Here is a 25,267-nt window from a genome sequence, read left to right on the forward strand (position 1 = left end):
GCGGCGCCGGACGCCGCGCGCGTCGTTCAAACCGCGATCAGATCGTGGAATGCAAGTGCAGATAGAGGCCGGCTGCGGCGGCGCCGCCGAGCAGCGGGCCGACGACGGGCACCCATGCATAGCGCCAGTCGCTGTCGCGCTTGCCGGGGATCGGCAGCAGCGCGTGCATGATGCGCGGCGACAGGTCGCGCGCGGGGCTCATCGCATAGCCGGTCGGGCCGCCGAGCGAGATGCCGATGCCGAGCACGAGCAGGCCGACAGGCAGCGCGTCGAGTGCGCCGAGGCCGACCTGCGGCGACGCGAGGTACAGCACGCCGAGGATCAGCACGAACGTGCAGATCGCTTCGGTCAGCACGTTGTGCGTGACGCTGCGGATCGCCGGCGCCGTGCAGAACACGGCGAGCTTCAGGTCGGCGTCGGCTTCCTTCGCGAAATGCTGGCGATACGCGAGCCACACGAGCAGCGCGCCCGCCATCCCGCCGAGCATCTGCGCAAGGACGTAGCCGCCGACTTTCGACCACGCGAACTTGCCCGCGAGCGCGAGACTGATCGTGACGATCGGGTTCAGGTGCGCGCCGCTGAACGACGCGGTCACGTACACGGCGACGAACACGGCCATCGCCCAGCCCATCACGATCACGATCAGGTCCGCGCCTTTGCCCTTGGTCTTTGCAAGCAGCACGTTTGCGACCGCGCCGTTGCCGAGCAGCACGAGGATCGCCGTGCCGATGAATTCTGCAATATAAGGTGACATGTTGTCTCTCGTAGGTCGCGGCGGACTCGCGCGTTGCGCGGTCCGCCGGTGTTGTTGTATTTCGTTGGGATGCCTGAGGATTACTGGGCGTCGTCGGCCCACGCCTTCGCCGCGCGCACCGCACGCTGCCAGCCGGCCATGCGCTGCTCGACCTGCTCCTTCGGCATCGACGGTGCGAAGCGGCGATCGAGCTGCCACTGGTCGCGCACTTCGTCGAGGTTCTTCCAGTAGCCGATCGCGAGGCCCGCGAGGTAGGCCGCGCCGAGCGCGGTCGTCTCGGTGATCTGCGGACGCACCGCGTCGACGCCGAGCAGGTCGGCCTGGAACTGCATCAGCAGGTTGTTCGCGCTCGCGCCGCCGTCCACGCGCAGCTCGCCGATGCTGATGCCCGAATCGGCTTCCATCGCGGCCAGCACGTCGAGCGACTGGTACGCGATCGCATCGAGCGCCGCGCGTGCGAGGTGCGCGGAGGTCGTGCCGCGCGTGACGCCGAACACCGAGCCGCGCGCCCGTGCGTTCCAGTGCGGTGCGCCGAGGCCGGCGAACGCGGGCACGAGGTAGACGCCGTCGGTGTGCGGCACGGTCGCGGCGAGCGCTTCGATCTCGGCGGCCGTCTTGATGATGCCGACGCCGTCACGCAGCCATTGCACGACCGCGCCCGCGATGAAGATGCTGCCTTCGAGCGCGTACTGCACGTCGTCGCCGATCTGCCAGGCGATCGTCGTGACGAGGTTGTTCTTCGACTCGATCGGCTTGTCGCCGGTGTTCATCATCAGAAAGCAGCCGGTGCCGTAGGTGTTCTTCACCATGCCCGACGTCGTGCACATCTGGCCGAACAGCGCCGCGTGCTGGTCGCCGGCGATGCCCGCGAGCGGGATCTTCGACGCGAACACGGTGGTCTTCGTGTGGCCGTAGATTTCCGACGAGGCCTTCACTTCCGGCAGCATGCTGCGCGGGATGTCGAGCAGTTCGAGCAGCTCGTTGTCCCATTCGCGCGTGTGGATGTTGAACAGCATCGTGCGCGATGCGTTCGTCACGTCGGTCACGTGCAGTTCGTGCTTCGTGAAGTTCCACACGAGCCAGCTGTCGACGGTGCCGAACGCGAGCTTGCCCTGCCTGGCCTTCTCGCGTGCGCCCGGCACGTTGTCGAGGATCCAGCGGATCTTGGTCCCGGAGAAGTACGAGTCGATCGGCAGGCCAGTCTTCGCGCGTACCTTCGCTTCGAGACCCTGCTTCTTCAGCGAGTCGCAGAAGTCGGCCGTGCGGCGATCCTGCCAGACGATCGCGTTGTAGACGGGCTGGCCCGTCTCGCGATCCCAGACGATGGTCGTCTCGCGCTGGTTCGTGATGCCGATCGCGGCGATCGACGTGCCGTTCAGGCCCGTGCGCGTGACGGCTTCGGCGGCGACGCCGGCTTGCGTCGACCAGATTTCCTGAGGGTCGTGCTCGACCCAGCCGGGTTGCGGGTAGATCTGTTCGAATTCCTTCTGGGCGATCGATACGATATTGCCCTGGCGATCGAACAGCATCGCGCGGGAACTCGTGGTGCCCTGGTCAAGCGCGAGGATGTACTGGTCCTGCATGTCTCTCATCTCCATCCGTGAATTGGCGTAGTTGTGATGCGCGCCGCATGTGGGGCGGCGCGTCGGTGAATCAACGTCGGTCAGGCAACTGCAACTGCATTCGGGTCATGCGTGCGGCGCGTGCGCGGCGGCGAACCATGCGTCGACCGCGGCCGTCACCGCATCGAGCGTGCCCGGCGTGACGTGCAGGCCGAGCTTCGAGCGGCGCCACAGCACGTCCTGCGCGCAGGTCGCCCATTCGGCGTCGCGCAGGTAGCGCAGTTCGGCGTCGTAGATGCCCGGCGCGATTTCGGTGCCGAGGTCGGCGAGCGACGCGGCGCCGTCGACCACGCGCTCCGCGCGCGTGCCGTACGCACGTGCATAGCGGCGCGCGAGCGCGGCGGGCAGCCACGGGTGGCGTTGCGCGAACGCGCTGGCGAACACGTCGAACTTCGCGTTCGCGATGTCGCCGCCCGGCAGCGCGACGCCGGCCGTCCAGGTCTTCGCGTCGCGGCCGAGCGCGCGGCACAGCATGTCGCCGGCTTCTTCCGCGAGCTTGCGGAACGTCGTGATCTTGCCGCCGAACACCGACAGCAGCGGGGCGCCCGCGCCGTCGTCGAGCTCGAGGCGGTAGTCGCGCGTGACGGCCGACGCGTTCGCCGCGTTCTCGTCTTCGAGCAGCGGGCGCACGCCCGAGTAGGTCCAGTGCACGTCGGCCGGCGAGATCTTGCGCTTGAAATAGCGGTTGATCGAATCGCACAGGTACTGCGTCTCGTCGCGATCGATCGCGACTTTCGCGGGATCGTTCGTGTATTCGACGTCGGTCGTGCCGATCAGCGTGAAGTCGTGTTCGTACGGAATCGCGAAGATGATCCGCTTGTCCGGGTTCTGGAAGATGTACGCGTGATCGTGATCGAACAGGCGGCGCGTGATGATGTGGCTGCCCTTCACGAGCCGCACGCTGTGCTGCGCGCCGCGGCCGAGCGCACCGTGCAGGACTTCGCCGACCCACGGGCCGGCCGCGTTCGCGATCGCGCGCGCGTGCACGACGCGGATCGAACCGTCGGCCTGCTGCAGCCGCGCTTCCCATTCGTCGCCGCGGCGTTCGGCGGAGACGAGCTTCGTGCGCGTCAGGATCTCGGCGCCGCGCTCCTTCGCATCCATCGCGTTCAGCACGACGAGGCGCGCGTCGTCGACCCAGCCGTCCGAATAGACGAAGCCGCGCTTGATCGAGTCGATCAGCGGTGCGCCGGCCGCATGGCGGCGCATGTCGATGCCGCGCGAGCCGGGCAGCAGTTCGCGTTTCGCGAGGTGATCGTAGAGGAACAGGCCGATGCGGATCAGCCAGGCCGGACGGAGGTTCGGCATGTGCGGCATCACGAAGCGCAGCGGCCACATGATGTGCGGTGCCGCGCGCAGCAGCGTCTCGCGCTCCTGCAGCGCCTTGCGCACCAGTCCGAACTCGTTGTACTCGAGGTAACGCAGGCCGCCGTGAATCAGCTTCGTGCTGGACGACGACGTGTGCGACGCGAGGTCGTCCTGCTCGCAGAGCATGACCGACAGGCCGCGGCCGGCCGCATCGCGCGCGATGCCCGCGCCGTTGATGCCGCCGCCGACGACGAGCAGATCGTAGCGATTCGGTTGGGTCACCTGCTGTCCTTATCGTCTGTTGAAATGGGGTGAACACGAAATGTTCGAATTCGAAATTTAACGAACGAAATCGAAAAAGTAAAGTTCGAAAAAGCGGGGCCAGTAGCGTGCGGCGCGATCCCGGACGATACTGGCGGAATCGACCGTTTCGCGAGGTGAATCATGCGTATTGGGATGTGGGCCGGCGTGGGTGCCGTCCTTCTGGCGGGGTGCAGCGCGGGCATGCCGCCGCTCGCCGGCAACTGGCGGGCGCCGTCGTTCGTCGACCTGCAGACGTCGTGCGGCGGCACGGCGCGCGACTGGGGCGCGGACGCGCAGCCGGTCTACTCGACGCTGTACGACGCCTATGTGGCGAAACGGTATCGCGGGCTGACCGAAGCGAACTATTGTGCGTTCGTAAACGAACTTTCGACCCACTATGTGGCGCCTGACGCGGCGGCGCGCGCCGGCTGGATTGCGTATTTCAACGGGGCGCGCGCGCAGGCCATCAGCTGGCGGGCGGCGGTCGATCCGACGCTGCGCGGCGGTTGACGCCGGCTGCGGTGAACGGGCGGGACAAGCAGAAGCGACCGCGTGGCCGGGCATCCGGCCGCGCGGTCAGGTCAGGAACGGCGGAATTTCACGAATAGCGGTACTTGATGGATCGCAGCGCGGCGTCGCCGCTCTCGGTCACGCAGTACTTGCGCCCCGAGCCGAGCCCTTCCAGGCGAACGAGCTGTTGTTCGAGCAGGATGTCCAGTTCATCCCGATCCATGTCGCGCTGATCAGGCGCGTCCTTCACAAGCAATAGCGTGGCGAATTCATGCGGACTCAGCATCGTTCTCTCCATGGCAATCGGACTGCCCGCGCGGCCGGCGCGGACGCCGGCGCGCGATACCCCGCGGGGTATGGCTTGGGGGGAAGCTGTCTTCGCCGGCCCTGCGGTTCGCACACGCCCTGGCACAGGCGGATCGGGCGAACGGGCCGGGGAACTGGAGTCTAGTCGAGCGCGCCGGCAACGACAAATCGTGCCCCGTTAATTTTCCGTTTGACAGGAACATGCACCGCAAGCGGTCCGCGCGCGGCGCCAACTTCTTGATTTCACTTGAAGTTTCAGGTGCGGTGCAGCATGGCAACCGTTATTCCGCGACGTACACCTGGGTGCCGGCGGCGGCCACCGTGTCGGCCATCTCGGGCGGCAGCGGCTTGTCGGTGAAGAGCGCGTGTACCTGGCTCAGGTGGCCCTGGCGCACCAGCGCGGGGCGGCCGACCTTCGAATGGTCGGTGACGAGATAGACCGTGCGCGCGTGCTGCATGATCGCCTCGGCCACGCGCACCTCGCGCGTGTCGAAGTCGCGCAGCGTGCCGTCGGCCTCGATCGCCGACGTGCCGATGATCGCGTAGTCGACCTTGAACTGGCGGATGAAGTCGATCGCGAGCTCGCCGACGATGCCCTTGTCCCACGGCCGCACGATGCCGCCCGTGATCAGCACCTCGCAGTCGGGGTAGCCGCTCATCATCGACGCGACGTTCAGGTTGTTCGTGATCACGTGCAGCCCGTGATGGCGGTTCAGCGCGCGTGCAACTTCCTCTGTCGTCGTGCCGAGGTTGATGAACAGCGACGCCTGGTCGGGGATGTGCGACGCCGCGAGCGCCGCGATCCGCCGCTTCTCGTCGTGGAACATCCGCTGGCGCGCGGTATACGACACGTTCTCCGAGCTGGTCGGCAGGCTCGCGCCGCCGTGGTAGCGGCGCAGCAGGTTCAGATCGGCGAGCCAGTTCACGTCGCGGCGGATCGTCTGTGGCGTCACCGCGAAGTGCGCGGCGAGATCGTCGACGGTCACGAAGCCGTCGCGCTGCACCCATTCGAGCAATTCCTGCTGGCGCGCGTTGAGGGTGAGGCGGGGATCTCGGGTCATGGCTCGATGGTCGGGTCGTGAGACGGAGCGGGTATTGTAAGGGCGGCAACGCCATTCGGCGGGCCTCGCCGGCACGGCGGCGTACGATTCATGTAGAAAGTGCATGGATTCATGTGACAAATGAATTTGTGCGATTCCGCCGATCGCGCTGCAATGGCGGATTGCCCGCGCTCGCGGGCGCGTTCATTCGGCTTTCGACGAGGTGGCATCGATGACTGGCTTCAACTGGCACAACCCGTATCCGACGACCCGCATTCCGGTGTTCGCGCGCAACGTCGTATCGACGTCGCACCCGCTGGCCGCGCAGGCCGGGCTGCGGATGCTGTGGAAAGGCGGCAACGCGGTCGACGCGGCGCTGGCTGCCGCCGCTGCGATCACCGTCGTCGAACCCGTGTCGTGCGGGCTCGGCGGCGATGCGTTCGCGCTCGTGTGGGACGGCGAGCGGCTGTCCGGGCTGAATGCGTCGGGCGTTGCGCCGGCCGCATGGAACGTCGACTATTTCCGCAAGCGTCACGGCGAGAACGCGCACGGCATCGCGAACAAGCCGACGCGCGGCTGGGATACCGTGACCGTGCCGGGCGTGATCGCGGGCTGGGAGGCGCTGCACGCGAAGTTCGGTTCGCTGCCGTTCGCGGATCTGCTCGAGCCGGCGATCGAGATCGCGGAGCGCGGCTATGCGGTGCCGCCGATCGTCGCGCACAAGTGGGCGGCGGCCGTGCCCGAACTGCAGGGCCTGCCGGGCTTCGCGGACACCTTCATGCCGCGCGGCCGTGCGCCGCTCGTCGGCGAGCGCGTGTGCCTGCCCGGTCATGCGCAGACGCTGCGCACGCTCGCGAAGGACGGTGCGCGTGCGTTCTACGAAGGCGCGCTCGCCGAGCGCGTCGCTGCGTTCTCGCGCGAAGGCGGCGGCGCGCTGACCGAAGCCGACCTGCGTGCGTACCGGCCGGAATGGGTCGAGCCGATCGGCAAGCGCTTCGGCCGCCACACGATTCACGAGATCCCGCCGAACGGGCAGGGCATCGCCGCGCTGATCGCGCTCGGGATCGCCGAGCATGCGGGCGTGACCGACTGGCCGCTCGATTCGGCCGACTCGCAGCATCTGCAGATCGAGGCGATGAAGCTCGCGTTCGCCGATGTCTATCGTTACGTCGCCGATCCGCGCGCGATGGACGTCACGCCCGAGCAGATGCTCGACGATGCGTATCTCGCCGAACGCGCGAAGCTGATCGATCGCGCGCGCGCGACGCACTTCGGCGCGGGCCGGCCGCACTCGGGCGGCACGATCTACCTGTCGGCCGCCGACGAGCGCGGCATGATGGTGAGCTTTATCCAGTCGAACTACATGGGCTTCGGCTCGGGGCTCGTCGTGCCGGGTACCGGCATTGCGCTGCAGAACCGCGGGCACGGCTTCTCGATGGATCCGGCGTCGCCGAACGTCGTCGCGGGCGGCAAGCGGCCGTTCCACACGATCATCCCGGCGTTCGTCACCGAAGAGGTCGACGGCCGCACCGAGGCCGTGATGAGCTTCGGCGTGATGGGCGGCGACATGCAGCCGCAAGGCCATCTGCAGACCGTCGTGCGGATGCTCGGCCATGGACAGCAGCCGCAGGCCGCATGCGATGCGCCGCGCTGGAAGGTCAACCGCGACTTCACGCTCGACGTCGAATCGACGATGAATCGCGCGACCGTCGACGCGCTGGCCGCACGCGGCCATACGATCAAGTCGATCGACGATCCTTACATGGATTTCGGCTCGGGGCAGTTCATCTGGCGTCTCGACCGCGACGATCGCGAGCGCGGCTACGTGGCCGCGAGCGACAGCCGGCGCGATGGCCTGGCGGCCGGTTTCTGACGGATCGCTTCCGGCTTTCGCTTGCAGTTCGTGCGTTTCACGGGCGGCCGTTCGGCCGCCCGTTTCGTTTGGCGCGATACTTGCCGTCGAGCCGGTGCAGGCGGTTTGAAGGACTCGTCTAACGAACGGCAACAGACGCCGTGGAACTGCGCCTGTCGGGTATGGTCAGTGCTCTGGAGCACGAACACCAAAGTCCGGCTAAGATGGCTGGATGGTTCGGCCGGACCAATTCACTATAAACGACGTAAAACGCCGCCTGCGGGAAGACTGGCGCCCGTGCCGAAGGCATGAGCCGGCCCCCGCGCGACGACTGGGAGCGCACCACCATGGACACTAAAACGACGCATGTCATGCCGTGGCGTATCGAGGACATCGACCTGAACCGGATCGATCGTCAGCGTGCCGCCGCGAACGAGGATCTGTTGCTGTTGCTGTGCGCGTCGTCGTTCATCGAAAGCGGCTCGGATCTCTATACGAGCAATCTGAGCACGTTCTTCAATGACGATCCGGAAGTCTCCGCATGGCTCAACAATGCATGGGAGCACGAAGAATTGCAGCACGGCCGCGCGCTGAAGGCATACATCGCGCACGTGTGGCCCGAGTTCGACTGGGATACCGCGTTCGCGAATTTCTTCGCCGAGTATTCGAAGACCTGCTCGGTCGAGGCGTTCGAGAAGACGCGCGCGCTCGAGATGGTCGCGCGCTGCGTCGTCGAGACGGGCACGGCCACGCTGTATCGCGCGATCAACGAATGCTCGGACGAGCCCGTGCTGAAGGAAATCACCGACAACATCCGCACCGACGAAGTGCGTCACTACAAGCACTTCTTCAAGTTCTTCAAGAAGTACAACCAGGTCGAAGGCAACGGCCGGCTCGCGGTGCTCGGCGCGCTGGCGCGCCGCGTGATGGAAATCAAGAACGAGGATTCCGAGATCGCGCTGCGCCACGTGTTCGCGATCCGCTATCCCGATCGCGTCGGCGACAATCAATACAACCGCGAACGCGCGGCGCGCATCAATTCGCTCGTTCGGCGCAACCTGTCGGCCGACATGTGCGTGAAGATGCTGCTCAAGCCGCTCGATCTGCCCGCGAAGATCCAGCCGGGCGTCCACTATCCGCTCACGAAGATCACGCGGCACGTTTTCCTGCGCTGATCGCGTCGGCACGGCCCGTCGCGCGTATGCTGGTGCATCTTCATCCGATCCGCACCAGGGCCACGCCATCATGACCGATACCCATCGCCACGCACTCGAACAATGGACGTTCGACGCGTGGCCGCCAGCCGTCGTCGCGCTGTTCGACGGCACCGCGCTCGAGCGCCATGCCGACATCGCCGCCTCGCTGATCGTCGCGACCGACGACGGCCAGCTGCGCACGACGCTGCTCGGTGTCGGCGAGATCTATGCGCGCGATGCGCATACGTTGCTGATCGCGCTATGGCCGCAGTCGCGCGCGGCGCGCGCGCTCGCGCAACGGCGCACGGCCGCGTTGACGCTCGTCGCGGACGGCGCGTTCCTTCAGGCGCAATTGCGGATGACGCCGCTCGAAGGAGACTTCGGCGGCCTCGCCGGATTCGCAGCGACGATTGCGCAGGGCGATGCGCAGCGGGTCGGCTATGCGCGTCTCGCGACGGGTGTCACGTTCACGCTGGAAGGGGATCGCGCCGCGGTGCTCGCACGCTGGCAACGCCAGGTCGAGCACCTGCGGCACGCCGCCGCGCGGCTTCAGTGACCGCGCTGGCCGCTGCGCGACGAACGATTGCGGTTCGGGTGCGCGGCATTGCCGTTCGCCGGGCGAGCGCTGTTGCCGCCGCCCGCCGGACGTCCGCCGCCATTGCCGCCGGCACCGGCACCGCCTTGCGTGCGCGGCTTCGCAGCCTTCTGCTGCGAGGCCTTCGGTTGCGCGTTGCCTTCGCGTTTCGCGGCCGGCTGGCCTGAGCCGCCTGCACGCGGCTGGCGATTGCCGCCACCACCGCCGCCGCCACCACCGCGCGGCTGTTGCTGGCCGCGGCGCTGCTGGATCGGCTCCGGCTTCGCGTGCGGATCGGGTTCGAAGCCCGCGATCACTTCCTGCGGGATCTCGCGCTTGATCAGCCGCTCGATGTCGCGCAGCAGCTGCTTCTCGTCGACGCACACGAGCGACACGGCTTCGCCGGTCGCGCCCGCGCGGCCCGTGCGGCCGATCCGGTGCACGTAATCCTCGGGGACGTTCGGCAGGTCGAAGTTGACGACGTGCGGCAACTGGTCGATGTCGATCCCGCGCGCGGCGATATCGGTCGCGACGAGCACCTGCAGCGTGCTGTTCTTGAACTCGGCCAGCGCGCGCGTGCGGGCCGACTGGCTCTTGTTGCCGTGGATCGCCATCGCGCTGATGCCGTCCTTCGTCAACTGCTCGGCGAGCCGGTTCGCGCCGTGCTTGGTGCGCGTGAACACGAGCACCTGGAACCAGTTGTGTTCGCGGATCAGGTGCGTGAGCAGCTCGCGCTTGCGATCGCGGTCGACCGGGTGGATCTTCTGCGCGACGCTTTCGGCGGTCGTGTTGCGGCGAGCGACCTCGATCAGCGCGGGCGAGTCGAGCAGGCTGTCCGCGAGCGCCTTGATCTCGTCGGAGAAGGTGGCCGAGAACAGCAGGTTCTGGCGGTCCGGCGGCAGCTTCGCGAGCACGCGCTTGATGTCGTGGATGAAGCCCATGTCGAGCATCCGGTCGGCTTCGTCGAGCACGAGGATGTCGAGATCCGACAGGTCGATGGTCTTCTGCTGCATGTGGTCGAGCAGGCGGCCCGGCGTCGCGACGACGATGTCGACGCCGCGCTTGAGCGCATCGATCTGCGGATTGATGCTGACGCCGCCGAACATCACGGTCGAGCGCAGCTTCAGGTATTTGCTGTACGCACGGACGCTTTCCTCGACCTGCGCGGCGAGTTCGCGCGTCGGCGTGAGGATCAGCGCGCGCACCGCGCGCTTCGCACCGCGATTGTCCGCGTAGAACGTGTGCAGGCGTTGCAGGATCGGCAGCGTGAAGCCGGCGGTCTTGCCGGTGCCCGTTTGCGCGCCGGCGAGCAGGTCGCCGCCGCCGAGGACGGCAGGGATCGCCTGCTGCTGGATCGGAGTCGGCGACGTGTAGCCGAGCTCGTTGACCGCCTTGACCAGCGGTTCGGCCAAGCCGAGAGATTCGAAAGACATAGATACCACTCTTGAGTTTTATGATGGCGACGCGTCGCGCGGCCCGCGCGGAAAACCTGCATCGCACAAATGCAAAAGGGCGCGGCCGCGGTTTCCCGCAGCCGCGCCCCGTTTGTGTCAGCCGCTTCTTAGTCGAGCGGCGCGGAACGCAGGTCGCTCACCTGTTGCGGCGAGATCGGCGTACCGTTGTTACCCCACGACATCCGGATATACGTGACCACCGCCGCCACTTCCTGGTTCGACAGCGACTGTGCGAACGGCGGCATCCCGTACGGACGCGGATTCTTGAACGTGCTCGGCGGATAGCCACCGTTCAGCACCATGCGGATCGGGTTGACTGCCGATTCCATCATGATCGAGTGGTTGCCCGCGAGCGGCGGATAAGCAGGCGGCTTGCCGGCGCCGGTTTCGGCGTGGCAGGTCGCGCAGTTGTCCGCGTAGATCTTCTTGCCCTGGTCGAACAGCGCGTTGCCGAACTGCTTCGACGGCTCGTACTGCATGTTCTTCGGCGCTTCAGCCTTCTGCGGGATCGACTTCAGGTACGTCGACATCGCGCGCGTATCTTCGTCGGTCATGTACTGCAGGCTGTTGTGGACCACGTCCGCCATCGGGCCGAACACCGCACCCTTCTGCGACACGCCGGCCTGCAGCAGGTCGGACAGCTCCTGCACGTGCCAGTCGCCGAGGCCGAGTTCCTTGTCGTTCGTCAGCGACGGCGCATACCAGTTCTGCAGCGGGATCAGGCCGCCGGCAAACGCCGACGAGCTCACCGGGCCGCCCATCATGTTGATCGACGTGTGGCACATCGAGCAGTGGCCGAGGCCTTCGACGAGGTACGCACCGCGGTTCCATTCGACCGACTTCGTCGGATCCGGCTTGTACTCGCCTTCCTTGAAGAACAGCGTGCGCCAGCCGATCAGCAGGTTGCGGTTGTTGAACGGGAACTTCAGTTCGTGCGGACGGCTCGGCACCGACACAGGTGCGACCGAGCGCAGGTACGCGTAGATCGCGTCCGAATCCGAGCGCGTGACCTTCGTGTAGCTCGCGAACGGGAAGCCCGGGTAGAGCAGGCTGCCGTCCTTTGAGCGACCGGTGTGCATCGCGCGGTAGAAGTCGTCCGACGTCCACTTGCCGATACCGTTCTGGTCGTCCGGTGTGATGTTCGGCGTGTACATCGTGCCGAACGGCGTCGCCATCGGCAGGCCGCCCGCGAACGACTTGCCGCCGCGCACGGTGTGACACGCGATACAGTCGCCGACGCGCGCGAGATATTCGCCCTTCTTGATCAGCGCGGCCTGGTCGGCCGGCGTGGCCGCGACGGCGGAAGCGCCGTGCAGCGTGTCGTTGCCCGGCCACAGGACCGGCACGAGGGCAGCGGCCGCGACGATCGCGGCAGCCGAGAGTGCAAACAGGGACTTGCGTTTCATTGTGTCTGTCTCCCTTGCCTTATTGCGGTTCGCTGCCGCAGGCGAGCGGAGTCTTCATCGAACGCGCCGGGGCCGGCACGGGGTTGGCGGGCGCCGGTTGCGCGGCGAGCCATGCGGTCACGGCCGTCACGTCTTCGTCGGAAAGCTTCGCGGCGATGTCGTGCATGCAATCCGGTGCCTTCGCGTGGCGGTTGCCCGAGCGCCACGCGCCGAGCTGCGCGCTCAGGTAATCGGCGTGCAGGCCGACGAGGCCCGGGATCGCCGGCTGCATGCCGGTCAGCCCGGCGCCGTGGCAGGCCACGCAGGCCGGCAGCTTGCGCGACGGGTCGCCCTGCGTGACGAGCTGCTTGCCGCGTGCGAGCGTCGCGGCCGGCAGCGTCGGCTTCGCCGGCGTCGGATACGGCGGACGTTCGGCCGAGAAGTGCTCGGCGATTTCGCGCAGGTAGTCGTCGTTCAGGTACGTCAGCAGGTAGTTCATCGGCGGGTACTTGCGCCGGCCGTCACGGAAGTTGACGAGCTGGTTGTACAGGTACTCGGCCGGCTTGCCGGCAAGACGCGGGAAGTAATCGTTGTCCGTGCCCTGGCCGTGGACGCCGTGACATGCGGTACAGCCGCGCACGCGCTCGGCCATCGTATCGGGTGCCTTGAGCGGCGCCTGCTGGGCGTGCGCTTGCTCCGTGGGCTTGGTCTGCGCTTGGGCAGCGCTCATAAGGCCCGCGCCGCCGATCATCAGAACGGCGAGCAGCGGACGGAAGAGGCGTCTTGAAGACACACGAGACTCCATGTTTATTCGTCGGGGACCTTGTCCGGGCTACGATCGGCTCGGCGCATGGACGGCAGGACAGCCGGGCTGCTGCGACGCGGCATTCTATCATCGATGGGTAATGACGGCTATTTGGCAAAAGGACATCGGTTCCTGCCTGTTTACGACTTGCGACAATTTGACGCGCATTGCGGCGCTGCAGTGTGAACCGGCGTGCGTTTTCACCATCGAAGACCGTACACTCGCGGGTCGCGCGGCGCCGCCTCCGCCGCTGGTCCAGTCATTTCTCCCGTTTCCGGATTCATCGATGACGTTTTCTACCGTGCCGTTGCCTGCCTCACGCTGTCCGTCCCGTTGCCGCCGCCCTGCCGGCCCGTCGCTGTCGGGAGGGGCCGCGCGATGAAGTTCGACAGCTTGTGGATCGGTCAGGTCGCGCTCGCGGCGCTGATGGACGCTGCGTTCGCGATGGCGGTCGGCTCGGCGCTGCTCAAGGCGTGGCTCGGCAAGGACGGCGCGCGGCCGGTCATCGCGCCGTCGCATCCGGCATGGCTGCGTGCGCAACATTCGCTGGTCGCGGCGGCGCTGGCGCTGGTGCTCGCGGATCTCGGCTGGCTCGTCTACGAGGCCGCGACGATGAGCGGCACGGGCCTCGGCGGCGCGTTCGCCGCGATTCCGACCATGCTGATGCAGACGCACACGGGCTTTGCATGGAGCGTCGCGTTCGCCGGCGCCCTCGTGCTCGCGATCGTCGCGCTCGCGAAACCGGACGGCCCGGTCGCGCACGCCGTGCTGTGGCTCGCGGTGATCGTGGTCGCGGCCGGCAAGGCCTCGCTCGGCCACGCGGCCGATACGGGCGCGCTGTCCGCGGCGGTCGGCATCCAGACGCTGCACCTGCTCGCCACGGCGGTGTGGGGCGGCCTCGTCCTCGCGGGCGGGCTCGCGGTGCTGCCGGCGCTCGGTTCGTCGGTCGCGCGCGGCGCGCTGATCCGCATCGGCCAGCACCTGTCGCGCACGTCGATCGTCGCGGTCGTGTTCGTGCTCGGCACGGGCGTGCTCAACGCGATCCGCGGGCTCGGCGGCTCGCTCGCGCCGCTCGACGGCAGCACGTGGGGGCGCGTGCTGTTGCTGAAGCTGCTGCTCGTCGCGCTCGCGCTCGTGCTCGGCGGCCTGAACCGCTTCTCGGCGCTGCCGCGCCTGCGCCGCACCGCGTCGACCGAAGACGCGCACACGTTCCGCAACATCCTGCATCTCGAAGGGATGACGATGATCGGCGTGTTCGTCGCGGCAGCCGTGCTGTCGTTCAGCGTGCCGGGGTTCGCGGCGCTCGGCTGACCGAGGGCGTCGCGCGGGGCAGGGTAGCGACGCTCCCTGTCGACGCGCGGCGAAGCGCAGAAGCGAAAACGGCCGCCTGCCGGGCGGCCGTGTCGAAGCCGGTGCGCGGCGTGATCGTCGCGCCTTCCGGCTCGTCTCGTCCCTTCATCACCATTCGGCGACGCTGCCGTCCGCGTGGCGCCACACCGGGTTGCGCCAGCGGTGGCCGGTCTTCGCCATCTCGCGCACCTTCTCCTCGTTCACGTCGATGCCGAGCCCAGGGCCCTGCGGGATCGCGACGAAGCCGTCCTCGTAGCGGAACACCTCGGGGTTGCGCAGGTAGTCGAGCAGGTCGTTGCCCTGGTTGTAGTGGATGCCGAGGCTCTGCTCCTGGATGAACGCGTTGTAGCTGACCGCATCGAGCTGCAGGCACGCGGCGAGCGCGATGGGCCCAAGCGGGCAGTGCAGCGCGAGCGCGACGTCGTAGCTTTCCGCGAGCGTCGCGATCTTGCGGCACTCGGTGATGCCGCCCGCGTGCGACGCGTCGGGCTGGATGATGTCCACGTAGCCGCCCGCGAGGATGTGCTTGAAGTCCCAGCGCGAGTACAGCCGTTCGCCGAGCGCGATCGGCGTGCTGGTCTGGTTGACGATGTCGCGCAGCGCCTCGGCGTTCTCCGACAGCACCGGTTCCTCGATGAACATCAGCTTGTACGGATCGAGCTCCTTCGCGAGCACCTTCGCCATCGGCTTGTGCACGCGGCCGTGGAAGTCGACGCCGATCCCGACGTGCGGGCCCACCGCCTCGCGCACGGCCGAGACGTTCGCGATCACCTGCTCGACCTTGTCGTAGGTATCGACGATCTGCAGCTCCTCGGAGCCGTTCATCTTCACGGCCTTGAAGCCGCGCTCGACGACCGCGCGCGCATTGTTCGCGACATCGCTCGGCCGGTCGCCGCCGATCCACGAATACACCTTGATGCGATCGCGCACCTGGCCGCCCAGCAGCGCGTGCACGGGCACGCCGTGATGCTTGCCCTTGATGTCCCACAGCGCCTGGTCGACGCCGGCGATCGCGCTCATCATGATCGGGCCGCCGCGGTAGAAGCCCGCGCGGTACATCACCTGCCAGTGATCCTCGATCAGCAGCGGGTCGCGGCCGACGAGATAGTCGGCCAGTTCCTGCACGGCGGCCTCGACCGTGTGCGCGCGGCCTTCGACGATCGGCTCGCCCCAGCCGACGATGCCCTCGTCGGTTTCGATCTTGAGGAACAGCCAGCGCGGCGGGACGACGAAGGTTTCGAGGCGGGTGATTTTCATGACGCGAGTCTCCATGGTTGACCGGCGCGGCCGCTCGGGCGCGGCGCACGGTCGCGTGCTTTCACGGTTATCCTAGCGTAGCCCGATAAAAAATAGTATTAATAGCATTATTGTGCAGATAGTGGGCAGCCGGCCTGCCGGATCAACGGAGAATCATCATTCAACGCGACCTGCATGGACAGACGGCCTTCCGGCTGGCGACGGCGATCCTGCGCGGCGACTATCCGCCCGAATCGCTGCTGCCGCGGGAGCCCGACCTGATGGAGATGTACGGCGTGAGCCGCACGGTGATGCGCGAGGCGCTGCGAACGCTGACGTCGAAAGGGCTCGTCGAGTCGCGGCCGAAGGTCGGCACGCGCGTGCGGCCGCGCCGCGCGTGGAACCTGCTCGATGCCGACCTGCTCGACTGGTATGCGCGCGTCGCGCCGCCGCTCGCGTTTGCGCTGAAGCTGCAGGAAATGCGCGAGATGATCGAACCGTACGCGGCCGCGCTGGCCGCGCGCACGCACACGCCCGAAGCGTGCGACGCGATCGACGGCGCGGCGCGCGCGATGGCCGCTGCGCGCAACGTCGACGAATGGGTGCGTGCCGACCTCCGCTTTCACCTGAGCGTGCTCGAGGCCGGCGGCAACGAGCTGCTGGTGCCGCTCGGCACGCTGATCGACCGCACGCTCGAAGCGCAGTTGCATCTGAACGCGCGCCGGGCCGACGTCTACAACGCGTCGCTCGCCGAGCACGTGGCCGTCAGCGACGCGATCCGCGCGCGCGACGAGGACGGCGCGCGCCGCGCGATGGCGACGCTGCTCGCCGTGACGCGCGCGCGGATCGAGATGTCGTGACGGAAGGGGGCGGCCGGCGAAGCGCCGTCACGCGTTCGCGCAGCCGCCCGGCTTGACGATGCGTTCCGTCGACGGCGGGTACTTCGCGAGCAGGCTCGCCGGCCGGTGAGGGCGCGCGACCAGGTCGCCGCCGCAGTTCGGGCAGCGGCCCTTCAGCACGTCGTCGGCGCAGGTCGCGCAGAACGTGCACTCGAAGGTGCAGATGCGTGCTTCCGCCGAATCGGGCGGCAGGTCCTTGTCGCAGCATTCACAGGCGGGGCGCAGTTCGAGCATGACGATGTTCCTGGTCGGAGAGGGTCGGGATGCGCGCCGCCGGACATTGCGTGCGGCGCATGCGAGCGCTACTGTACGCGTTTGGATCGGCCTCGCCAACGGTGTCCGCCCGGATACCCGTCGACGCGCACGGGCCGCACCGGGAGACGACCATGCTGTATCGCGGAAGCTGTCACTGCTCAGACGTGACGTTCGAGGCGGAAGGCGACCTGCAGGGCGTGATGGCCTGCAACTGCTCGATCTGCCAGCGCAAGGGCGCGCTGATGTGGTTCGTGCCGCGCGACCACATGAAGCTGCTGACACCCGAAGAGAATCTCGCGACCTACATGTTCAACAAGCACGTGATCAAGCATCGCTTCTGCAAGCGCTGCGGGATCCACGTTTTCGGCGAGGGCGTGCATCCGGACGGCACCGCGATGGCGGCGATCAACGTCCGCTGTCTCGAGGATGTCGACCTCGACGCGCTGCCCGTCACGCACTACGACGGCCGCTCGCACTGAGCGGCTCACCGGGCCGCGAACGGTCGCGCCGCGGTCAGGACGGTTGTGCCGACGCCGCGTCCGGCGCAGGCGTTTCCGCTTGCGGTGCCGGGCCCGCCGTGCGCGTGCCGGCGTCGGCCGGGCGTTCGATCAGCGGTGCGAGCGCCGGCGCCATCGACTTCAGCAACTGCACGGCCATCGCGCTCGTGAAGTCGTAGCGGGCCGCGTACGGTTCGTGCGCAGTTGCCGTCAGGACCCCGAAGAACCGGTCGCCGATCACGAACACGAACGTGCCGCTGCGGTTGACCTTGCGCGACTCGATCAGCCGCGCGCCGCGCGCGTAGACGTTGAAGCGCTGGTCGCCCGTCCCCGTCTTGCCGTACACCGCGAGCGTCTTGCCGTCGGGCAGCGTGAGGCCGCCCGCGAGGCGGCGCGCGGTGCCGTTGAGCACGACGTCGCGCAGCAGCGTGTGCGCCACGTTGACGATCTCCGGCGACAACATCGGCTGCGGCTGCGCGGCCGCGCGCACGAAGCGCGTTTCGTATGGCGTGCCCTTCGCGAAGTCGAGCCGCGTGATCGTCTCGGTCGGCGCCTTCTGGCCGCCGTTCGCGATCAGGCCGATCAGTTTCGCGAGCGCGTCGGGCTGGTCGCCCGATGCGCCGATCGCGGCCGCGTAGGACGGCGTGACTTCCGCGAACGGGTAGCCGAGCGCGCGCCATGATTTCGTGATCTCCGCGTACGCGCGCAGCTCGACCATGCGACGGATGCGCCGGTCCTGCGTCGCGTGGTAGCGCGTCTTGTACAGCCACGAGTACGTGTAGAAACGCGCATCTTGGCTGTCGCGCTGGACCTCGGCGAGCGACGCCGCCGGATGCGCGCGCAGGTAGTTGAGCGTCCACAGCGCGAGCGGATGCACGCTCGCGATGTAGCCGCGGTCGTTGAGGTTGAAGCGGTCGATCGCGTACTTCGCGTAGAGCGCGGCGAGATCGTCGTCGGACAGCGTCGCGGCCGGCGTGCCTTTCAGCTGCGCGCGCATCTGCGCATCGAACCACGCGAGCGATTCGTTCGGCGCGACGCTGCGCAGCACCGTCGCGATCTTCGGCGGCGACTTGCGCACGTCCTTCAGCATCAGCGCGAGCGCGTCGTCGGGCGCCTTGCCCGCGTAGCGCGTGTAGTAGCGCTTCACGTAGACCTGGCTTTCGCCGTCGACGAACTGCTGCAGGTAGCGCTGGCGCTGCTCGGGATCGCCCAGCCACGACGACGACGGGCCGGCTGCCTGCAGCGTCTCGTAGTGGACGATGTCGCGCATCAGCCGCACGAACACGAGGTTGACCGAATGCTCGAACGCTGCGTGCAGCGTCAGGATGCGGCGGTTGTCCGACTTCTCGAAGTTCGAGAACACTTGCGCGCCGCCGCCCGTGTAGAACACGTCGGGGCTCGCCGAGTACTTGCGCTCGACGGCCGCGTCGAGCATCGCCTGCAGCGAGCGGTCGCGCGTATGCGACAGGTAGTCGAGCGCCCAGCGCGACAGCCCGTCGATCGGGTCGGGCTTCACGCGCGCGAGCGCCGCATTCGACAGGTTCGCATAGCGCGCATGCAGGTCGGACACGATCTGCAGGTACGTGATCAGCGTGCGCAGTTTCGCGGTCGACCCGAGGTTGATGCGGCCGCCGCGGTTCACGTCGAACGGCTGGTTCACGCTGTCGGTCTGCACGCGCAGCAGGTTCGCGCCGTTGCGGTGTTCGTACAGCGTGAAGCTGTACGTGAGGTGCGACGGGTCGTCCTTCGGCGCGAGCATCTCGTAGCCGTACAGGCCGGCGGCCTGCGCGCCGTCGCGTGTCGACGCCTGCGCGAGCCGTTCGGCGACGGCCTGCTGCACGCCGTTGTCGAGCGTGCTCGTCGCCTGCAGGTCGAGCTGGTCGAGCTGGTACAGGTCGCTGATGCCGAGCGCCGACAGCAGCGACGCGCGCGCGGACGTCACGGCCTTGCGCGACACGAACGACTGCACGCGCGCGGCGGCCGGCGGCGCGCTGCGCTCGATCTGCGCGGCGAGCGCGGCATCGCGCAGCGCGGGCGAGATCACGCCGCCGTTCGACAGCAGCCGCAGGTAGCTGTCGGTCAGCTTCTGCAGCGCCGGATAGCCGCGGTTGAGGAAGTACGACGGCGCGCGCTGCGCGATGACCAGCGACAGCACCTCGCGGAACGTCTTGCCCTGTTCGTCGACGTTGTCGCCGGTCGTCGGCGCGGACAGGATCCGGTTCACGTCGTTGAAGTCGCGGCCGTACCACGCGGCGAGACCGTCGCCGATGCCGGTGATTTCGCCGATGTGCGGCCGCGCGGCGAGCGGCACCGAGTTCAGGTAGCGCACGACGATCGTGCGGCGCGCGAGCATCGTCTGCGGGCCGTTCAGGTACGCGCGCACCGACGCCGACGCGATCTGCCGCAGCTTCTCGGGGGGCGTCGCGGTGCGGCCTTCGGGTGAATGGCGGAACTTCTCGATCTGCGTCGCGAGCGTGCTGCCGCCCGGGCGCGCCTGGTGACGGTTGACGACGTGCAGCGCCTGGTCGGCGAGCGCGCGGCCGAAGCGTCCCCAGTCGATCGCCGGGTTGCGGTTCGGTGCGTTCGCATCGAGCAGGTAGCGATCCTCGATGAACAGCAGCGAATCGGCGACCACGCGCGGCACCGAGTCGAAGTCGGCGTACACGCGCTGCGGGAACACGGTCGCGAACAGCGGTGCGCCGGTCGAATCGAACAGCATCAGGCCGGCCTGATCCTTCTCTTCAAAAGGGAGGAACAACCCGCGATCGCCGAGCGACAGCATTCGCTGCGAATCGCGCGCCTGCTTGCCGACGACGAAGCCGCGCGCGAGCAGCCGCTCCTGGAATGCCGGCAGCATCGCATAGCCGAGGCGCTGGTCGTACGGGCCGTTCGCGGGGAAGCGGATGTGATCGCTCGGGCCCGTTTCGATCGTGTAGCCGACGTCGCGGGTGAGCTCGGACAGGTAGTGCGCCTGCAGCCGGGACGTTTCGATCTCGGTCTGCACGAGCCGCGCAACGATCGCCACCGCGATCAGCAGCGCGGCGAGCAAGGACCACTTGACCCACGTCCAGACCGATGCGAGCCCGGTCACGCGCGGCAGGATACGATTCAGCGGCCGATTCATGGCGGCGTCTCCCTGAAGGCGCGGGCTCCGGCCGCACCCCATTAAGGATTAGTGTAGTCCTCCGCAGCGTGCTGCCAAGGACGTCGACTACCGAGATGCGCCGACGCAACGCGCGTGCCTGTGATGCGTGGCGATCGGCGTTGCGCCGCGATGGTGCGTGCCGGCACTGCTTAACGTTTGCGCGTGTCGCGCGGCGACTTGCGCGTGACCGGGGCGGCGTCGGACAGGCCCGCGCGGTCGGGCCGACGGACGATGCACGGATTTCGTGCGCTGCGGAATCGGTGCAATTCGGGCCGGAACGCGTTCGCGAAAGGAGGCGTCGTACGGCGCCGCTACGGGTTTCCGCGATAGCCGCGCGCGCCGGCGGCGAGTACGATCGCCGGATGTGCGGCGCGTGTCCGCTTACGCCCTGAGTCCCATGACGATCCATCCCGTCGCACTCGTGTGCACGGCCATCCTCGGGCTGCTGCTGTTCGGGCTCGGGCTCGTCGTGTCAGTCACGCGCTTTCGGCAGGCCACCGAATCCGGGTGCGCGCCCGACCCGACGAACGGGCTGCACAAGCTCGTGCGTGCGCATGGCAATACGGCCGAATACGCGCCGTTTCTCGCGGTGCTGTTTCTCTATTTCGGCGCACACGATCCGTCGCACGCGATCCTCGCGCTGATCGTCGCGGCCACCACGTGCCGCTGCCTGCTGGTCATGGGATTGCTCGCGTGGCCGACGATGGCCAACCCCAATCCCGCGCGTTTCATCGGTGCGCTCGGCACCTATCTGTGCGGTGCCGCGCTGTGCATCGCGCTGGTCGTCTGAGCGGCGCCGCTATCGCCCCGGCAGCGTCTCGCGAGCGTGCCGGCGCACGGCTTCGACGAAGCAGTGGATCAGGTAGTCGCAGGCAATCGTGTTCAGCGCATCGCGGCGCGTGAGCACGCCGACCGATACGGCCGGAATCGTTTCTTCCACCTCGATCGCGACCATCCGCTCGCGAATCCAGTCGACTTCCATGAAGCTCTTCGGCACGCACGACACGGTGTCGGTGTGCACCGACAGCGAAAACGCCGCGCTGAACGACGTGCATTCGACGATCGGTTGCGGCGCCGGATAGCCGTGCGCGACGAACACGTCCTGCAGCAGCCGGCCGATGCTTTCCGGCGACGTGTTGAGGATCCATTGCGCGTCCTGCAGCTGCGCGAGCGACGTGCAGTGGCGCAGCGGATTGCTCGCGCGCGTCATCAGGATCAGTTCCGATTCGAGCAGCGGCCGGAACGTGAATTCCGGCGACAGCCGCGCCGCGTCGACGATCGCGATCACGAAGTCGAGCGAGCCGTCGCGCAGCCGCGGCAGCGCGGTGTCGAGAAACCCTTCGCGCACGTCGAGGCGGATCGTCGGCATCCGCTGGCGGAACGCGTCGAGCGCGGCCGGCAGGAAGCCGAGCGACATCAGCGGCGTCAGCGCGCACGCGAGCGCGCCTTCCTTGCCGCCCGACAGCTGGATCACGTCGTCGCGCGCGTGCTGCATCTCCGCGAGGATCAGCCGTGCGCGTGCATAGACGGCCTGGCCGAAACGCGTGAGCTGCGCACCGCGCGCATTGCGCGTGACGAGCGGCACGCCGAGATCGAGTTCGAGTTCGCGGATCGCCTTCGTCAGCGCGGGCTGCGACAGGTGGATCGCGCGCGCGGCCGCGCGCAGGCTGCCGTGTTCGGCGATGGCGGCAAGCGCCCGGAGCTGGTGGTGTTTCACGGCGAGGCGGGGCGCGGCGGCAGTGGCGACGTTCGTATCCTACACCGCGCCGCCGCGTGGAAAGCACGCGATAACCGTGCGTTATCACGATCGAAAAATGTCGCTCCGGGCTGCGTATTTTGAATGCCTAGACTGCATGCGCAGGCCGTCGAACGGGCCGTGCACACGACACGCATAACCAGTACGGAGACACACCTTCATGAAGGCGCCCCGAGCGGACAGCATGTTCGGCGGGCATGTCGGCGACGCTGCCGCATCCCCGTCCAATCGTCAGCTGATTGTCGCGATCACCATCGGCAACGGCCTCGAATTCTTCGATCTCACCGTGTTCAGTTTCTTCGCGGTGCTGCTCGGCAAACTGTTCTTTCCCGCGGTCTCGGCGCAGCAGCAGTTGCTGATGTCGGTCGCGACCTTCGGCGTCGGCTTCATCGCGCGGCCGGTCGGCGGCGTCGTGATCGGGCTCGTCGCCGACCGCTTCGGCCGCGTGCCCGCGATGAACCTCACGCTCGTCACGATGGCAATCGGCACCGGGATGATCGGCGTGCTGCCGACCTATGCGCAGATCGGCGTCGCGGCGCCGGTGCTGGTCGTCGTCGCGCGGCTGCTGCAGGGCTTTTCGGCCGGCGGCGAGGTCGGCGTGTCGACGTCGCTGCTCGCCGAGCGCGCGCCGGCCGGCGAACGCGGCTACTACACGAGCTGGCAGTTCGCGAGCCAGGGCGCCGCCGCGCTGGCCGGTTCGTTCGTCGGCTTCCTGCTGTCGTATTGCCTCGATACCGCGTCGCTCGAAGCGTGGGGCTGGCGCGTGCCGTTCCTGCTGGGCGTGCTGATCGCACCGATCGGCCTCTACCTGCGCGCACGCTTCAGCGCGATCGAGCAGCACGCGCCGGCCGCGGCCGCACGGCGTTCGTCGGCGGTGCTCGGCACCGTGCTGCGGCGCGACGGCGGCGCCGTGCTGACAGCGCTCGGCCTCGTGGTCGGCGGCACGGCCGCGCATTTCATCGTTCTGTACTACATGTCGACGTATGCGATCAAGGTGCTGCACCTGCCGATGGATACGGCGCTGTGGTGCGGGATCCTGTCCGGCGCCGTGATGTTCGTCGCCGCGCCGATCGGCGGGCGGCTGTCGGATCGCATCGGCAGCAAGCGTGTCGCGCTGTGGTCGCGCATCGCACTGACCGTGCTGATCCTGCCGGGCTTCTGGCTGATTCGCGCGGTGCCGTCGATCGCGACGATGTATGCGGTCGTGATGCTGCTCGCCGCGCTGCACTCGATCAACGCCGGCGCGAACGGCGTGATCCTCGCCGAGCTGTTCCCGAAGAGCACGCGTGCCACCGCGCTGTCGATCGCGTATGCGGGCGGCGTGTCGATCTTCGGCGGCTTCGCGCAGTTCATCGTCACGTGGCTGATCGGCGCGACCGGCAATCCGGCGGCGCCCGCATGGTACGTGATCGCCTGCGGCGTGCTGTCGCTCGTCGCGCTCGCGTTCGCAACGGATCGCAGCGAACACGATGCATGACCGCCGCCGCTTCCTTCTTTCCTCTTCGCCCCGAATCGTATGACCGCCATCGCTTCGCTTTCGTCCCCGCCCGCCGACGTCACGGCCGGCGACCTGTGCGACCTGTCCGCCCGCACGATGCTCGACCTGCTGAAGACGCGGCAGATCAGCGCGTGCGACCTGCTCGACGCGCATCTCGCGCGGATCGCGGCGGTCAACCCGTGCGTGAACGCGCTCGTGACCGTCGTCGATCCCGACGTGCTGCGGGCCCGCGCGCGCGACATCGACGCCCGCTGGATGCGCGGCGAATGGCAGGGCCCGCTGCACGGGCTGCCGGTGTCGCAGAAGGATCTCACCGCGACGCGCGGCGTGCGCACGACGTACGGTTCGCCGTCGTTCGCCGATCACGTGCCGCTGCATGACGCGCTCGTCGTGCGCCGCTGCGCGAGCGCCGGCGCGCTGATGATCGGCAAGTCGAACACGCCCGAATTCGGCGCCGGGTCGCATACGTTCAACGACGTGTTCGGTGCGACGCGCAACCCGTGGGACCTGACGCGCTCCGCGGGCGGCAGCAGCGGCGGCGCGGCGGCCGCGCTCGCGTGCGGGATGAATCCGCTCGCGTGCGGCAGCGACATGGGCGGCTCGCTGCGCAACCCGGCCGCGTGGAACAACGTCGTCGGATTGCGGCCGTCGCCGGGCCGCGTGCCGCGCGCGCCGGACCTGAACGGCTGGACGACGCTCGGCGTCGACGGGCCGATGGCGCGCGACGTGGCCGATACCGCACTGTTGCTTGCGGCGATCGCCGGGCCGAGCGGCGAGACCGCGACCGAACTCGCGGAACCGGGCGCGCGCTTCGCGCAGCCGCTCGAACGCGACTTCCGCGGCACGCGCATCGCGATGTCGCGCGGCCTGCCCGGCGTGCCGGTCGATCCGGAGATCAGTCGCGCGGTCGAGGCGCAAGCGCGCGTGTTTGCGTCGCTCGGTTGCGAAGTCGAATTCGACGATCCCGACCTGTCCGACGCGGAGGACGTGTTCCGCATCGAGCGCGCCTGGACGATCGGCACGCTGGTCGACGGGTTCGACGATGCGCGGCGTGCGACGCTGAAGCCCGAGATTCACGATGAATACCGGCTGCATCGCTCGCTGACGGCCGCCGATCTCGGCCGCATGTTCGTGCGCAAGACGCGGCTGTTCGAGCGGATGCGCGCGTTCATGCAGCGCTACGCGTTCTATGTGCTGCCGACCACGCAGGTGATGCCGTTCGACGTCGACCTGCGTTCGCCTGCGCACGTGCAGGGCGCCGCGAGCACGTCGTACATCGACTGGATGCGCGTGTGCTGGTACCTGTCGTCGACCGAGGCGCCGGTCCTGTCAGTGCCGTGCGGCTTCGGCGCGACCGGTTTGCCGATCGGCATGCAGATCGTCGGCCGCTACCGCGACGACTGGGGCGTGCTGCAGTTCGGCCATGCGTACGAAATCGCGGCCGGCCGCCGCTGGGCCCCGCCGGCCGTCGTCGCCGACGCGCTGCGCCAGCCGTCTTCCCCGATTCACCGCTGACCGTTCC

At 68.0% G+C, this 25,267-nt stretch carries 22 protein-coding genes; 10 read left to right on the top strand and 12 right to left on the bottom strand.

Annotated features, from left to right (window positions below; genetic code table 11):
- Nucleotides 1-37 precede the first annotated feature (37 nt).
- The 3 genes from DIE03_RS21090 to glpD all read right to left on the bottom strand — a co-directional run bounded on the left by DIE03_RS21090 (nt 38) and on the right by glpD (nt 3,966).
- Complete coding sequence (locus tag DIE03_RS21090) at nt 38-754, bottom strand: MIP/aquaporin family protein (protein WP_124453674.1); 717 nt, start codon at nt 752-754, stop codon at nt 38-40.
- 80 nt (nt 755-834) lie between these two features.
- Complete coding sequence (gene glpK, locus DIE03_RS21095; RefSeq protein WP_124453676.1) at nt 835-2,337, bottom strand: glycerol kinase GlpK; 1,503 nt, start codon at nt 2,335-2,337, stop codon at nt 835-837.
- Nucleotides 2,338-2,442: 105 nt separating this feature from the next.
- Nucleotides 2,443-3,966 carry a glycerol-3-phosphate dehydrogenase gene (glpD, locus tag DIE03_RS21100; protein ID WP_124453678.1) on the bottom strand — a complete coding sequence of 508 codons (1,524 nt, stop codon included), beginning with the start codon at nt 3,964-3,966 and terminating at the stop codon, nt 2,443-2,445.
- Nucleotides 3,967-4,128: 162 nt separating this feature from the next.
- Between glpD and DIE03_RS21105 the strand changes: the two genes are divergently transcribed.
- Entirely contained in the window at nt 4,129-4,497 is a 369-nt protein-coding gene (locus DIE03_RS21105; protein WP_124453680.1) for a hypothetical protein, read from the top strand.
- A gap of 88 nt (nt 4,498-4,585) precedes the next feature.
- Here the strand turns inward: DIE03_RS21105 and DIE03_RS21110 are convergent, their stop codons facing one another.
- Both DIE03_RS21110 and DIE03_RS21115 read right to left on the bottom strand, forming a co-directional pair.
- Complete coding sequence (locus DIE03_RS21110) at nt 4,586-4,783, bottom strand: hypothetical protein (RefSeq protein WP_166963486.1); 198 nt, start codon at nt 4,781-4,783, stop codon at nt 4,586-4,588.
- 301 nt (nt 4,784-5,084) lie between these two features.
- Nucleotides 5,085-5,864, bottom strand: a complete 780-nt coding sequence (locus tag DIE03_RS21115; RefSeq protein ID WP_006493999.1) for a DeoR/GlpR family DNA-binding transcription regulator — start codon at nt 5,862-5,864, stop codon at nt 5,085-5,087.
- A gap of 211 nt (nt 5,865-6,075) precedes the next feature.
- Between DIE03_RS21115 and DIE03_RS21120 the strand changes: the two genes are divergently transcribed.
- From DIE03_RS21120 to DIE03_RS21130, 3 genes are all read left to right on the top strand, one after another.
- Nucleotides 6,076-7,716 (top strand): gamma-glutamyltransferase family protein, encoded by a 1,641-nt coding sequence (locus DIE03_RS21120; protein WP_124453684.1) that lies wholly within the window; start codon nt 6,076-6,078, stop codon nt 7,714-7,716.
- A gap of 326 nt (nt 7,717-8,042) precedes the next feature.
- Nucleotides 8,043-8,870 (top strand): ferritin-like domain-containing protein, encoded by an 828-nt coding sequence (locus tag DIE03_RS21125; RefSeq protein WP_034189104.1) that lies wholly within the window; start codon nt 8,043-8,045, stop codon nt 8,868-8,870.
- Between the two features lie 70 nt (nt 8,871-8,940).
- Entirely contained in the window at nt 8,941-9,447 is a 507-nt protein-coding gene (locus DIE03_RS21130; RefSeq protein ID WP_124453686.1) for a hypothetical protein, read from the top strand.
- On the opposite strand, the gene DIE03_RS21135 is transcribed toward DIE03_RS21130, so the two are convergent.
- The 3 genes from DIE03_RS21135 to DIE03_RS21145 form a co-directional block, all read right to left on the bottom strand.
- The gene (locus DIE03_RS21135) at nt 9,441-10,898 is read right to left on the bottom strand and encodes a DEAD/DEAH box helicase (protein WP_124453688.1); all 1,458 of its coding nucleotides are present in this window, start codon (nt 10,896-10,898) and stop codon (nt 9,441-9,443) included. The two genes, DIE03_RS21130 and DIE03_RS21135, sit on opposite strands and share 7 nt — an antisense overlap.
- A gap of 128 nt (nt 10,899-11,026) precedes the next feature.
- The gene (locus DIE03_RS21140) at nt 11,027-12,325 is read right to left on the bottom strand and encodes a cytochrome c (RefSeq protein WP_124453689.1); all 1,299 of its coding nucleotides are present in this window, start codon (nt 12,323-12,325) and stop codon (nt 11,027-11,029) included.
- A 19-nt stretch (nt 12,326-12,344) separates the two neighbouring features.
- On the bottom strand, nt 12,345-13,109 hold the full coding sequence (locus tag DIE03_RS21145) for a c-type cytochrome (protein ID WP_124453691.1): 765 nt from the start codon (nt 13,107-13,109) through the stop codon (nt 12,345-12,347).
- Between the two features lie 378 nt (nt 13,110-13,487).
- Here DIE03_RS21145 and DIE03_RS21150 point away from each other — a divergent pair, with 378 nt between their 5' ends.
- Nucleotides 13,488-14,420 (top strand): CopD family protein, encoded by a 933-nt coding sequence (locus DIE03_RS21150; protein ID WP_124453694.1) that lies wholly within the window; start codon nt 13,488-13,490, stop codon nt 14,418-14,420.
- Nucleotides 14,421-14,567: 147 nt separating this feature from the next.
- Here DIE03_RS21150 and dgoD read toward each other — a convergent pair whose 3' ends face one another.
- Nucleotides 14,568-15,716: a galactonate dehydratase gene (gene dgoD, locus DIE03_RS21155; protein WP_124453696.1), complete on the bottom strand. Its 1,149-nt coding sequence runs from the start codon at nt 15,714-15,716 to the stop codon at nt 14,568-14,570.
- A 134-nt stretch (nt 15,717-15,850) separates the two neighbouring features.
- Between dgoD and DIE03_RS21160 the strand changes: the two genes are divergently transcribed.
- On the top strand, nt 15,851-16,555 hold the full coding sequence (locus DIE03_RS21160) for a FadR/GntR family transcriptional regulator (protein WP_124453697.1): 705 nt from the start codon (nt 15,851-15,853) through the stop codon (nt 16,553-16,555).
- Nucleotides 16,556-16,582: 27 nt separating this feature from the next.
- Here DIE03_RS21160 and DIE03_RS21165 read toward each other — a convergent pair whose 3' ends face one another.
- Nucleotides 16,583-16,828, bottom strand: a complete 246-nt coding sequence (locus DIE03_RS21165; RefSeq protein WP_124453699.1) for a DUF1272 domain-containing protein — start codon at nt 16,826-16,828, stop codon at nt 16,583-16,585.
- 152 nt (nt 16,829-16,980) lie between these two features.
- On the opposite strand from DIE03_RS21165, the gene DIE03_RS21170 reads away from it, so the two are divergent.
- Nucleotides 16,981-17,328: a GFA family protein gene (locus DIE03_RS21170; protein ID WP_124453701.1), complete on the top strand. Its 348-nt coding sequence runs from the start codon at nt 16,981-16,983 to the stop codon at nt 17,326-17,328.
- 34 nt (nt 17,329-17,362) lie between these two features.
- Here DIE03_RS21170 and DIE03_RS21175 read toward each other — a convergent pair whose 3' ends face one another.
- Complete coding sequence (locus DIE03_RS21175; protein ID WP_124453704.1) at nt 17,363-20,470, bottom strand: transglycosylase domain-containing protein; 3,108 nt, start codon at nt 20,468-20,470, stop codon at nt 17,363-17,365.
- 418 nt (nt 20,471-20,888) lie between these two features.
- Here DIE03_RS21175 and DIE03_RS21180 point away from each other — a divergent pair, with 418 nt between their 5' ends.
- A complete protein-coding gene (locus tag DIE03_RS21180) occupies nt 20,889-21,281 on the top strand; it encodes an MAPEG family protein (protein WP_124453705.1) in 393 nt (130 codons plus the stop codon).
- A gap of 9 nt (nt 21,282-21,290) precedes the next feature.
- Here the strand turns inward: DIE03_RS21180 and DIE03_RS21185 are convergent, their stop codons facing one another.
- On the bottom strand, nt 21,291-22,208 hold the full coding sequence (locus DIE03_RS21185; RefSeq protein WP_124453707.1) for a LysR substrate-binding domain-containing protein: 918 nt from the start codon (nt 22,206-22,208) through the stop codon (nt 21,291-21,293).
- Between the two features lie 199 nt (nt 22,209-22,407).
- Here DIE03_RS21185 and DIE03_RS21190 point away from each other — a divergent pair, with 199 nt between their 5' ends.
- Together DIE03_RS21190 and DIE03_RS21195 are read left to right on the top strand one after the other, a co-directional pair.
- Complete coding sequence (locus tag DIE03_RS21190; protein ID WP_124453710.1) at nt 22,408-23,724, top strand: MFS transporter; 1,317 nt, start codon at nt 22,408-22,410, stop codon at nt 23,722-23,724.
- Nucleotides 23,725-23,763: 39 nt separating this feature from the next.
- Nucleotides 23,764-25,260: an amidase gene (locus DIE03_RS21195; protein WP_124453712.1), complete on the top strand. Its 1,497-nt coding sequence runs from the start codon at nt 23,764-23,766 to the stop codon at nt 25,258-25,260.
- The last annotated feature ends 7 nt before the right edge of the window (nt 25,261-25,267 follow it).

It is taken from the genome of Burkholderia sp. Bp8992, assembly GCF_003853705.1.
Taxonomy (GTDB): domain Bacteria; phylum Pseudomonadota; class Gammaproteobacteria; order Burkholderiales; family Burkholderiaceae; genus Burkholderia.